Origin of the sequence: Sphingomonas ginkgonis (genome assembly GCF_003970925.1) — a bacterium.
Taxonomy (GTDB): domain Bacteria; phylum Pseudomonadota; class Alphaproteobacteria; order Sphingomonadales; family Sphingomonadaceae; genus Sphingomicrobium; species Sphingomicrobium ginkgonis.
In genome coordinates this window covers 2,037,449-2,049,116 of the sequence record NZ_RWJF01000001.1, presented here as the reverse complement: position 1 = coordinate 2,049,116, position 11,668 = coordinate 2,037,449, and the positions used below count along the sequence as shown (strand labels likewise).

Here is an 11,668-nt window from a genome sequence, read left to right as displayed (position 1 = left end):
CGGCACGTGGTGGTGCGCGCCGTTGCGGATGATTGTTCGGCTCATTCCCTCAGGCTTTCATGGCCACCGCGACCTTGTTCAGCGGATGATCGTCGGGTCGCTGCAATGCCGGGTCCCAGCTGTGGCGGGCGCCGACGGTGATGCCGCCGTCGACCATCAGATGGGTGCCGGTGACGAAGCGGGCGGCATCGGAAGCCAGGAACAGCACAGCCTCGGCGACGTCCTCAGGCAGACCGGGGCGCGCCAGCGGCTGGGCGTCGACCGCGGTGCGCTGCATATAGGCATCCACCTCCGCCGCCAGCGCGGGCGCGGCATCGCGGTAGCTCTCCGTGAAGATGCCGGTGAGAATGAGGCCCGGGCAAACCGCGTTCACCCGAACGCCCTGGCGCGCCAGTTGCGCCCCTGCGAGCTTGGTCAGGTGGAGCACGCCAGCCTTGGCAACAGAGTAAGCAACGGGCGCAAAGCCCGAGCCGAAGGCGGCAACCGAAGCCGTGTTGACGACCGCGCCGCCGCCACCGCGCGCCATCAACGGCGCGGCGAAGCGGATCCCTGCGGCCACCGAGCGGAGGAGGAGCGCGAGAGTGCGATCCCACTCGGCCATCTCGATCTCGTCGATACGGGCCGGCGCGCCTGCTGCGCCGGCATTGTTGAAGAGGACGTCGAGCTTGCCCTGCTCGTCGTCGATCCGTGCGAACGCTTCCTGAAATGCTTGGTCGTCGGTGACGTCGAACGGAAGGGGAATAATGTGGCCGGGCTGATCCGCGGCGAGGGCTTCAATCCGCCCAGCTTCGCGGTCGTTGGCATATACCCGTCCGCCCTCACGGGCGAAGGCCGATGCGGCGGCACGGCCGATCCCCGAACCGGCGCCCGTGACGAGAATGACCTGCTCCGCGAAGCGCAACTGCCTCTCCCTCGCTGTTCTGCGTAACGAGGTTTGGAAAAACGAGAACACTTGTCAATTCTTTTTCGAAGATGCGGTTTGTGTGCGAGCGCAGCATAGATGCTAGCACGCAATCGCGCCGTGTCGCCTAGGTGCGACGCAGCATAGCCGAATCAGGAATTCAGATCAGTTCGACGCGCGACTCGGCTCGCCTGACCCGCGCGGGTACTGCAGTGGCGTACGGATCAGGCGTAGCTGTCGGTCAGTGCCGCGTAGATCAGGGTCTTTAGCTCGCGCCGGATCGGATAGGCACTGGAGGGCGACAGCTGGGTCATGAACACCATGTGGATGCGTTCGACCGGATCGACGAAGAAGGCGGTCGAGTAAATTCCGCCCCAGAAATATTCGCCAGAACTGCCCGGGATCAGGGTCCTGACCGGATCGAGCGTGATTCCGAAGCCGAGGCCGAACCCGGTTCCCGCGTTGTGCGCTTCGCTGAACAGCGATCGCGACATCTGGGTCAGGTCAGCGCCGCCCGGCAGATGATTGCTGGTCATCAGCGCCAGCGTTTTCGGCGAGACGATCCGGACCCCGTCGAGCGCTCCGCCACCGACCAGCATCCGGCAGAAGCGGTCATAGTCGGACGTTGTCGAGAAGAGTCCGCCACCGCCGCCCTCGAACGCGGCCGGCCGGACCGCCGTGCCGTCCTCGGCACGCCCGACCAGCTTGGGCTTCGTCCCCGGCTGGAAGGTCCACAGGTCGCATAGAAGGCCGAGCTTCTCCTCCGGGACCGTGAAGAAAGTGTCGGTCATTCCGAGCGGTGCGAATACCCGCTCTTGGAATGTCTCGCCGAGGCTCTTGCCCGACAGGCGCGCTACGATGATGCCGAGGAGGTCGGTGGAGATGGAGTAGTTCCAGGCCGTTCCGGGTTCGAACTCCAGCGGGATCTTGGCCAACGCCGCGAGGTAGCGGTCGTAGTCGCCCCAGGCACGATCGCCGTCGTTGAGCAGCGTCCGATAAGCGGCGTCGACGCTGGTGCGGTTCTGAAAGCCGTAGGTAAGCCCGCTCATGTGGGTGAGGAGGTCAACCATCCGCATTGGCGCGCAGGGTCGTGTCGGAAAGAAGGGGAAGGATCCGCCGCCGCCCGTGTAAACGCCGAGCGCCGCCAGCTCAGGCACGACCTTCGCGACCGGCGTGTCGAGCGTGACCAGACCTTCCTCGATCATCTGCATGAACGCGATCGAGGTGATCGGCTTGGTCATTGAGGCGATGCGAAAGATCGCGTCCTCACCGAGCGGAGAACCGTCCGCACGCGCTTGGCCGAGGCTGGCGTGGTAGACGGGCTGTCCCTCCCGGGCGACGAGCAGCTGTGCCATCGGCAGCAGACCGGGTTCGACGTAGCGACGGGCGAGAAAGGCACCGATGCGATCGAGGCGCTCCGGGTGGAAGCCGAGTTGCTTGGCTTGGGCAGGGGTTGCCGTGGCGGTACACTTCATGGCTGCTCTCCGCGGAGGGGTCTGGTCAGATCGTGCTGCCGCCGTCGACGACGATGGCCTGGCCGTTGACATAGCTTCCCGCGCGCGAGCCGAGGAAGACCGCGGCGCCGGCGATCTCCTCCGGCTCGCCGATGCGGCGCATCGGATGGCTCCGGTTGTAGGCCGCCTGCGCCTCGGGATTGTCCCACAACGCCTTGGCGAAATCGGTCCGGATGAGCCCGGGCGCAATCGCGTTCACCCGCACATTGTGCTGGCCGACCTCGACCGCGAGGTTGCGGACGAGCTGGAAGTCCGCGGCCTTGGAGATGTTGTAGGCGCCGATCGTCGGCGAGCCGCGCAGCCCGCCAATCGAGGAGATGACGATCACCGCGCCGTCGCGCCGCTCGATCATGCCCGGCAGGCAGAACTGGATGAGCCAGTGGTTGGAGAGGACATTATTGTCCATGATCTTGCGGAACTGGTCGTCGCTGATCCCGCCCAGCGGCCCGTAGTAGGGGTTGGAGGCGGCGTTGCAGACGAGGATGTCGATCGGCCCGACCTCCGCCTCGGTGCGGACGACGAGTTGATGCAGAGCCTCCTTGCTCGAGATGCTGGCAGCGATCGCGGTAGCGCGCCCGGCACCGTGACGCGCGTTGATCGCGGCGGCGACCTCCTCGCAGGCATCCTGCTTGCGGCTGGAGATGACGACGCGCGCACCCTGCTCGGCCATCGCCTCGGCAATGGCGCGGCCGATCCCGCGCGAGCTGCCGGTGATGATCGCAACCTTGCCGGTCAGATCGAAGAGGCTCATGCGGTTCTCCTTGCAGGGTCAGGTGGCGGCGAACAGCGGGGCGAGGTCCTTCTTGAGGATCTTGCCGTTGGCGTTGCGCGGCAGATGGTCGTCGAGGAAGAGGATGCGGACCGGCACCTTGAAGGCGGCGAGCCGGTCGCGGACGAACGCGCGCAGCTCCTCCTCGCCCGCCTCGGCACCGGGGGCGAGATGCACCACGGCGACGGGTTCCTCGCCGAGCGTCCGGTGAGGCCGGCCGATCACCGCCGCGTCGGTGACCGCGGGATGCTCGTAGAGCGCGTTCTCGACCTCGGACGAATAGATGTTCTCGCCGCCGCGGATCACCATGTCCTTCGCCCGGTCGACGATGAAGCAAAAGCCTTCCGGGTCGAGCCGGGCGAGGTCGCCGGTGCGCACCCAGCCATCGACGAAGGTCGCGGCGGTCGCGTCGGGCTTGCCCCAGTAGCCGGCGACCACCATCGGGCCGCGCGCCCACAGCTCGCCGACCGCGCCGACGGGAAGCTCGCGCTCGCCGTCCGGGTCCATGATCCTGAGGTCGGCGACCGGGACGGGCGGTCCGCAGCTGTCCGGCCGGTTGAGATAATCCTCGGCCGAATGGCTGGTGACCGTCGCCATCGTCTCGGTCATGCCCCAGCCGTTGCCGGGCAGGGCGCCGAAGAGCTCGTGAACCTTGCGGACGAGCTCGGGCGCGCTGGGGGCGCCCCCGTAGCTGATCAGCTCGAGGCTGGAGAGGTCGAAGCGCTCCCGCTCGGGATGCTCGATCAGCTGCCAAGCGATGGTCGGAACGCCGCCGGTCGCGTTGACCTTCTCGCGCTCGATCAGGGCCAGCGCGCGCAGCGTGTCCCAGCGATGCATGAAGACCAGCTTGTGACCTGCCGCGACCGCTCCCATCAGCGTCGCGCTGCACGCGGTGACGTGGAACAGCGGGATGGCGAGCAGGATCGTCTTGGGCTCGGGCTCCGGCGGCGCCTCGCCGCGGCGGAGGGCGGCGCGGGCGGCGGCAAAGGAGGCGGAGTAGATGTTGGTGATGAGGTTGCGGTGGGTCCCGAGCGCGCCCTTGGGCTGCCCGGTCGTGCCGCTGGTGTAGAAGATGGTGGCGTGGTCGTCGGGGCTCAGGTCCGCGACCGGCAACTCGGCGTCGGGAAGCTGGCCCCAGTCCGCGGTCGCGCCGATCAGCGCCTCCAGCCGCTCGACCCCCGCCGGCCGAGCTTCCTCGACCCGGCTGGCGATCATGTGCCGCCATGCCGGCAGATCGTCGCGGTGGGGGAGGATGCGCGCGAGCCGCTCGGCATCGGCGATCAGGACCGACGCACCCGAGTCCGAGAGGCCGTAGGCGAGCTCCGGACCGGTCCACCAGGCGTTCAGCGGGACGCAGATCGCGCCGAGGATGGTGACGGCAAAGAAGGCGACCGGCCATTCGGGCAGGTTGCGCATGGCGAGCGCGACGCGGTCGCCCTTGCCGACGCCGCGCGCCCGCAGCGCCCCGGCCAGCGCTGCCACCGCCCTGTGCCATTCGTCGAAGGTGGCGCGCTCGTCCTCGTAGACGAGGAACTCCGCCGGGCCGTGGCTGCGCCCGACGGCGACGAGGGCAGCGAGCGACGGCAGCGCCTGCTTCCACACGCGGGTCGGGATGCCCCGGATGGACAGCGTGTCGATCTCGAATTTGGCGCCGGGCGCGCACAGGAGGGCGCTGGCATCCTCGAGCGAACAGGCGGGCCAGGCGTCCGGAACGGCGAGTGGGCGGGACGCCGTCATCGCCGCTCGACACCCGTGTGGACGGGGCGGAGACGCCTCATTTCTATTCCGGTGACCCGAGCCATCGCTTGCCTCATTCCCGCCGGTCGACTCGGTTGAACATACCTCTGCTTGGAAAAACGGCAAGGCGGTAGCCGCCAGCGCCTCGCGGGGGTCCGGCAGGGAGAGTGGCCATGCTACGTGCGCAGGCGCATCAGCCCTTCCTGTGCGACCGAGGCGATGAGCCGGCCGTCGCGGCTGAAGAAGCGGCCCTGGTTCATGCTCCGACCATGGCCACCCCATGGGCTTTCCATCGCGTAGAGCAGCCATTGGTCGGCGGCGACCGGCTCGTGGAACCACAGCGCGTGGTCCAGGCTGGCGCCCTGCAGTCCCGGGCTGCCCCAGTCGAGCCCGTGCGGCCGGAGCCCGCTCGACAGCAGACCCATGTCGCTCATGAAGGCGAGGATTGCGGCGTGGAGGAGGGGGCTGGCAGGAAGCGGCGCGGCGGCTCGCATCCACAGGCCGTGGCGACTGTCCTTCCCGGTTCCGTCCGGCACGTCGGGATCGATCCGCCGGATGTCGATCGGCCGGGGGCCGCTCAGCCGGCGGACCATCTCGGGCGAGAGTCGATCGGTGTTGCGCTGAGCCCAGCGCGACTGGGGCTCCAGCGCATCCGGCGGCGGGACGTCGGGCATCCGCTCGGCATGGTCAAAGCCGCGATCGCCGAGATGGAAGCCGACAATCATGGTGAGGATCGGCTCGTCACCCCTGGCGCGCGATGACCCGGCGATTGCTGAACCGCCCGCCATCGAAGTCGCGCTCGACCTGGTAGCTGACCGGTTGCGCGGCATCGCCCGCGCGGAGGAAATAGGCATGGAGCGAGTGGGGCAGGCGCTCGCCGGTCGTTGCGCCGGCCGCCATCAGCGCCTGCGCGATCACCTGGCCGCCGAACACCCGTCCGCTCGCGCCCGGGACGGCCATTCCGCGGAACCGGTCGCCACCCAGCTCGGCTAGCTCGAGCAACCGGCAGAGATGGCGAACCCGGCGCGCCTCGGGCGTCTCGTCCTGGCCTTCCGCGCCGACTGCGCCCGTTCCGTCCATTCCCGATCACCCCGCCAACCTGTTTTCGCGCGAGAATACCATCGTTTCGAAAAATGCAAAGTTGGGGGGCTTCGCCGCGGTTGCGACGGCTGCTTCCAACCGGCGCCCGGTGCGATTAAGCACGCGTCATGGCCACCACCGCGCCGCGCACGAAGAAGTTCGCCCGTCGCCGCGAGCAACTGCTCGACCTCGCCTCGCGCCAGATCAACGACCAGGGCGCGCGGGCCATGACCCTGACGGCGGTCGCCAAGCAGCTCTCGCTCGATACGTCGAGCGTGACTTATTATTTCAAGCGCAAGGATGATCTGGTCGGCGCCTGCCTGGCGCGGACGATGCACTGGCTTCACGAGTCGGCGCGGATGGCGGCGGAGGAGCCGAGTCCGCGCCATCGCGTCCGCCGCTTCGTCCACGAGCATCTCGCGCTTCACCGTCGCCAGCGCGATCCCGCCGAACCGCGGCTGGCGCTGCTGTCCGACCTGCCGACCCTGCCCGAGCCGGTGCGCTCCAGGCTCGAGGCGCAGTATCGCGACGTGTTCCGGATCGTCCGCGGCTTCTTCGACGCGACCACGGAAGAGCGCGACCATCGCCTGCTGTGCACCAGCTACCTGCTCGCGACCATCCTGTGGCTGCCGGCGTGGATCGACCGCTACATGGTCGGCGACTTCGAGCGGATCGAGCAACGGCTGTGCGACATCCTGTTCGACGGGCTGCAGGTCGGCGGACGGTGGCAGCCGGCGATCGAGCCGCTGGAGGAGGTCGACCGTTCGGCCCAGGGCCGCTTCCTGCTCGCCGCCACCAACCTCATCAACCGCGAGGGCTATCTCGGCGCGAGCGTGGAGAAGATCGCCGCCGAACTCGGGGTGTCGACCGGCAGCTTCTACCACCACCTCGACAACAAGGACGACCTGGTGATCGCCTGCTTCCAGCGCAGCTTCGCGCTCATCAAGCGGGCGCAGCAGGCATCGGCGGCACAGGGCGGGGCGCAGGGGGAGCAGCTGGCGCGGACCCTGGCCAGCCTGCTCGCGCTGCAGTTCGCGGGGGAAAGCCCCCTGCTTCGGATCAACGCCTACCAGGCGCTTCCGGTCGAGCTGCGGCTGCAGATGCTGCACCGGACGGGGCAGGTCACGCGGCACATCGCGGGGACGATCAGCGATGGGATGATCGACGGTTCGCTGCGCCCGATCGACGCGGTGCTGGCCGGGCACGCCGTGCTCGCCGCGATCAATGCCGCGTCGGACCTCCGCGGCTGGGCGGCGGGACGTCCGCTGGAGGAGGCGGTCGGGGGCATGCTCCGGCTGGTCGGCCGGGGCATGTTCGGCGAGGCCTAGGAAGCCGCGACGTCGACGATGACCTTGCCGACGGCCTTGCGGTCGGCCAGCCAGCGGATCGCGTCGCCGCCCTGCTCCAGCGCGAAGCGCCTGGCGATCCGCGGCCGGATGCGGCCCTCGCGCCACCAGGCGAACAGCTGCTCGACGTGGGCGGCGTTGCGCTTCGGCTCGCGGCCGGCGAAGGCACCCCAGAAGACGCCCCGGACATCGCAGCTCTTGAGCAGCGTCAGGTTGAGCGGGAGCTTGGGGATGCCCGCCGGGAAGCCGACGACGAGATAGCGGCCCTCCCACGCGATCGAGCGCAGCGCGGGCTCGCAGTAGTCGCCGCCGACCGGGTCGTAGATGACGTCCGCGCCATGCTCGCCGACCGCCGCCTTGAACGCCTGCGCCAGCGCCTTGGACTGGTCGCGGTCGAACGGGGCGCGGCCGTAGACCAGCGTGTCGTCGGCGCCGGCATCGCGTGCGGCGGTCGCCTTCTCCTCGCTGGAGACGGCGGCGATCACCCGCGCGCCGAGCGCCTTGCCGATCTCGATCGCGGCGAGGCCGACGCCGCCCGCAGCGCCGAGCACCAGCAAGGTCTCGCCCGCCTGCAGCTGCCCGCGGTCCACCAGCGCGTGGATGGTGGTCGCATAGGTCATCAGCAGACCCGCCGCCTCGACCGGGTCGTGACCTGCCGGCAGGGGGAAGGCGCGCGCGGCGGGAAGGGTCAGCTGCTCCGCCAGTCCGCCATGGCCGGTGACCGCGACCAGCCGGTCGCCGACCTGCCAGCCAGCGACGCCCTCGCCGAGCCCGATTACCTCGCCGCAGATCTCGCTGCCGGGGGCGAAGGGCCGCGGCGGCTTGAACTGGTACTTGTCCTCGATGATCAGCACGTCGGGGTAGTTGATGCCGCAGGCGAGCACCTTCACCAGCAGCTCGCCCGGCCCGGGCGCGGGTTCCGGCAGGTCGCTCAGCTGAAGGGTTTCGGGACCGCCCGGCGCGGCCGAGATGAGGGCTTTCATGGGCAGTCGTCCTTTCGATCAGGCGGGTTCGAGCAGGTGGTCGCGGAGCCGCTCACGGTGGGCGGCGGTCAGGCCGATCGTCTCGAGATAGGCGTCCATTCCGCCATGCTCCGATACGATCGCGTCGAGCGCGGCGGCGAGATAGGCGGGATCGGCAGCCATCATCCGGGCGATCGCTTCCGGCGGGTAGGCGGCCTTGAGCGAGGTGTCGCTTCCCTGCCGCTGCACCGATCGCGCCATGTCCTTCTGCGAGCGCGGAACATGGTTGGTCAGCGCATAGTCGTGAAGCATGTCCGCCCGCGACGCCCCGAGCGCCGCCTGGACGAGCGCGACCGCCATGCCGGTCCGGTCCTTGCCGGCCGAGCAGTGGATGATGCACGGCGAGGGGTCGTCGGCGAGGCGGACGAGGATCTCGCCGAACACATGCGCCATGGTGCGCGGCAGCTCGGCGTAGAAATCGAGCATCAGCCGTTCGACACCCGCCTCGGTGGCGGGATAGTCGAGCGCCATGTCGACCAGCCGGCGCTTGTGGCCCGGGCGGAAGACATGGGTGGTGCGCGAGGGGTGATCGCAGGCGCTGGGATCGAGATCGCGTTCGCCGCGCGAGCGTAGGTCGAAGATGGTGCGCAGCCCGATTTCGTCGAGCCAGGCTCGATCGCGGTCGGTGAGATCGGCGAGATGGCTCGAGCGGAACAGGACCGACCGACGGATCCGCCGGCCATCCGCGCTGGGATAGCCGCCGAAGTCGCGGAAGTTGGGCGCGCCCTGGAGTAGCGGCTCGGGCATCCCGCGGGGAGTGACAGCATCGCTCATCGGCGTCGATCCTAAGCGGCCGGCAAGCCTGATGGCAATGCTGTTCTAAAAAGGCGGTCCGAACCGGCTCCGCCTTGAGCTCGCCTCTTGACAGCAAGGCGGCGGTGCGAAATTCAAAATGACGGTATGGACGACCAATTGCCCCGGCGAGGCCTCTCTTGCGGAGTGGCCGATGTCGGCTGAGGATAGACGCGCGGCGGGTTCGGCGGAGCGTGCGAGGAGGATGGAATGACGGCGGAACAGGATCTGGACTCCTTCCGGGCCGAGGTGCGCGGCTGGCTGAGCGCGAACTGCCCGCCCGAGATGCGCGAGCCGATCCGGTCGGAGTCGGACGTCTGCTGGGGCGGCCGCAATGCCGTCTTCACCAGCCCGGCGCAGAAGCAGTGGCTCGACGCCATGACGTCACGCGGCTGGACGGTGCCGGACTGGCCGAAAGCCTATGGCGGCGGCGGGCTGTCGCCGGCCGAGACCAAGATCCTGCGCCAGGAGATGGCGGCGCTCGGCTGCCGCAGCCCGCTGAACAGCTTCGGCATCTCGATGCTCGGCCCGGCGCTGCTGAAATTCGGCACCGAGGAGCAGAAGCTCGAGTATCTGCCCCCGATCGCGCGCGGCGAGATCCGCTGGTGCCAAGGCTATTCCGAACCCAATGCCGGGTCCGATCTTGCCAGCCTCGCGACCCGCGCCGAGGACCGGGGCGACCATTTCATCGTCAACGGGCAGAAGGTGTGGACCAGCTACGCCGACAAGGCGGACTGGATCTTCTGCCTGGTGCGCACCTCGACCGAGTCGAAGCAGGGCGGGATCAGCTTCGTCCTGTTCGACATGGAGAGCTCCGGCGTCTCGACCAAGCCGATCCTGCTGATCAGCGGCTACTCGCCGTTCTGCGAAACCTTCTTCGACGACGTCTCGGTCCCTAAGGCCAATGTGGTCGGCGAGATCAACCGCGGCTGGGACGTCGCCAAATATCTGCTCGGCCACGAGCGCGAGATGATCAGCGGCATGGGGCTGGGCGGTGAGCGCAAGGCGCTGGGCGCGGGGGTCGGGCCGATCGACGATCCGCTGCTGCGCGCGGAGATTGCCGAGTTCGACGTCGACTCGCTCGCCTTCACCGCGATGAGCGAGCATTTCATCGATCAGCTCAAGGCCGGGGAAGCGCACCCCGCCATGCCGAGCATGATGAAATATGCCGGGACCGAGCTCAACAAGCGGCGGCACGAGTTGATCATGGCGGCGGGCGGCAGCGACGCGCTGGAATGGGACAGCGAGCGGTCCAAGGGCGGCAAGGCCCCGCGCGACTGGCTGCGTACCAAGGCCAACTCAATCGAGGGCGGCACCAGCGAGATCCAGCTGAACATTGTCGCCAAGCACATCCTCCGTCTTCCGGGCGCCTGACATGACCATCCTCACCGACGAACAGAAGCAGCTCAACGAGATGGCGAAGGGCTTCCTCGCCGGGGAAGGCACTGTCGCCAAGCAGCTCCGCCACTGGCGCGACATCGGCTGCAAGGACGGGTTCGGGCATGACCTGTGGAAACAGTTCGGCGAGCTGGGCCTTGCCGGGATCGCCGTCCCCGAGGCGCAGGGCGGGCTCGGGCTTGGCGCGGTCGAGACGGCGCTGGTGCTGGAGGAGGTGGGGCGCAACCTCACGCCGTCGCCCTTCCTGACCACGGCCGTCGCCGCAGTGCGCGCGCTGGACGGCTCGGCCCTGGCGGAGCGCTGGTTTCCCGGTATCGCCGCCGGCGACACGGTCGCGGCGCTCGCGGTCGACGAGGGAAGGCACCATGCCCCCGCCGCCACTGCGCTGGCGGCGAAGCGCTCGGGCAACGGCTTCACCCTGTCCGGTGCCAAGCAGTTCGTGGTCCATGGCGCTTCGGCGGACCTGATCCTGGTCGCCGCGCGGACTGCCGGTGCGCCGGGGGAGACGGACGGGATCACCCTGTTCGCCGTCGAGAAGGATGCCGAGGGGCTCGCGGTCGACAATGTCGCGCTGGCCGATGCGTCGAAGGCCGCGCGGCTGCGGTTCGACGATGTGCAAGTGGACGCCGACGCGGTGATCGGCGAGGTGGACGGTGGCTGGGCGCCCCTGTCGCGCGCGCTCAGCGCGGGCCGGGCCGGGGCGGCGGCGGAGCTGGTCGGGGTGGCCGCGGGGGCTGCTGACATGACCAACGACTATCTCAAGCAGCGCAAGCAGTTCGGCCGGCTGATCGGCGAGTTCCAGGCGCTGCAGCATCGCGCCGCGCACCTGTTCAGCGAGATCGAGATCGCCCGCGCCGCCGCCTGGAAGGCGGCCGAACTGCTCGACAAGGGAGACGAGCGGGCGGAGCTGATGGTCAGCGTCGCCAAGGCCAAGGCGGGGCGGGCCGCGAAGCTGTCGGCGCAGGAGGGCGTGCAGATGCACGGCGGCATCGGCATGACCGACGAGCACGACATCGGCTTTTACATGAAGCGCGAGGCGGTTCTCGGCGCGCTGTTCGGAGACGAACGCTTCCACGCGAACCGGGTGGCGCAGCTTTCGGGCTACTGAG

At 68.9% G+C, this 11,668-nt stretch carries 11 protein-coding genes; 3 read left to right on the top strand and 8 right to left on the bottom strand.

The window, feature by feature from the left end:
* Positions 1-49: 49 nt before the first annotated feature.
* The 6 genes from HMF7854_RS10020 to HMF7854_RS16175 form a co-directional block, all read right to left on the bottom strand.
* Positions 50-952 (bottom strand): SDR family NAD(P)-dependent oxidoreductase, encoded by a 903-nt coding sequence (locus HMF7854_RS10020; RefSeq protein WP_239016926.1) that lies wholly within the window; start codon positions 950-952, stop codon positions 50-52.
* A 173-nt stretch (positions 953-1,125) separates the two neighbouring features.
* Positions 1,126-2,376: a serine hydrolase domain-containing protein gene (locus HMF7854_RS10015; protein ID WP_126718969.1), complete on the bottom strand. Its 1,251-nt coding sequence runs from the start codon at positions 2,374-2,376 to the stop codon at positions 1,126-1,128.
* A 25-nt stretch (positions 2,377-2,401) separates the two neighbouring features.
* Positions 2,402-3,166 carry an SDR family NAD(P)-dependent oxidoreductase gene (locus tag HMF7854_RS10010; RefSeq protein ID WP_126718968.1) on the bottom strand — a complete coding sequence of 255 codons (765 nt, stop codon included), beginning with the start codon at positions 3,164-3,166 and terminating at the stop codon, positions 2,402-2,404.
* An 18-nt stretch (positions 3,167-3,184) separates the two neighbouring features.
* Entirely contained in the window at positions 3,185-4,921 is a 1,737-nt protein-coding gene (locus HMF7854_RS10005) for a class I adenylate-forming enzyme family protein (RefSeq protein WP_126718967.1), read from the bottom strand.
* 176 nt (positions 4,922-5,097) lie between these two features.
* The gene (locus HMF7854_RS10000; protein WP_275402008.1) at positions 5,098-5,709 is read right to left on the bottom strand and encodes an acyl-CoA thioesterase; all 612 of its coding nucleotides are present in this window, start codon (positions 5,707-5,709) and stop codon (positions 5,098-5,100) included.
* Positions 5,663-6,001, bottom strand: coding sequence for an acyl-CoA thioesterase (locus HMF7854_RS16175; RefSeq protein ID WP_275402007.1), 339 nt, complete (start codon positions 5,999-6,001; stop codon positions 5,663-5,665). Before HMF7854_RS16175 ends, HMF7854_RS10000 begins: the two co-directional genes overlap by 47 nt.
* Positions 6,002-6,129: 128 nt before the next feature.
* Here HMF7854_RS16175 and HMF7854_RS09995 point away from each other — a divergent pair, with 128 nt between their 5' ends.
* Positions 6,130-7,329: a TetR/AcrR family transcriptional regulator gene (locus HMF7854_RS09995; protein ID WP_126718966.1), complete on the top strand. Its 1,200-nt coding sequence runs from the start codon at positions 6,130-6,132 to the stop codon at positions 7,327-7,329.
* Here the strand turns inward: HMF7854_RS09995 and HMF7854_RS09990 are convergent.
* Together HMF7854_RS09990 and HMF7854_RS09985 are read right to left on the bottom strand one after the other, a co-directional pair.
* Positions 7,326-8,330, bottom strand: coding sequence for an NADPH:quinone oxidoreductase family protein (locus HMF7854_RS09990; protein WP_126718965.1), 1,005 nt, complete (start codon positions 8,328-8,330; stop codon positions 7,326-7,328). The two genes, HMF7854_RS09995 and HMF7854_RS09990, sit on opposite strands and share 4 nt — an antisense overlap.
* 18 nt (positions 8,331-8,348) lie before the next feature.
* Complete coding sequence (locus HMF7854_RS09985; protein ID WP_126718964.1) at positions 8,349-9,143, bottom strand: tyrosine-protein phosphatase; 795 nt, start codon at positions 9,141-9,143, stop codon at positions 8,349-8,351.
* Between the two features lie 228 nt (positions 9,144-9,371).
* Between HMF7854_RS09985 and HMF7854_RS09980 the strand changes: the two genes are divergently transcribed.
* Positions 9,372-10,535 (top strand): acyl-CoA dehydrogenase family protein, encoded by a 1,164-nt coding sequence (locus HMF7854_RS09980; RefSeq protein ID WP_126718963.1) that lies wholly within the window; start codon positions 9,372-9,374, stop codon positions 10,533-10,535.
* 1 nt (position 10,536) lies between these two features.
* Positions 10,537-11,667 carry an acyl-CoA dehydrogenase family protein gene (locus HMF7854_RS09975; RefSeq protein WP_126718962.1) on the top strand — a complete coding sequence of 377 codons (1,131 nt, stop codon included), beginning with the start codon at positions 10,537-10,539 and terminating at the stop codon, positions 11,665-11,667.
* Position 11,668: the final 1 nt, after the last annotated feature.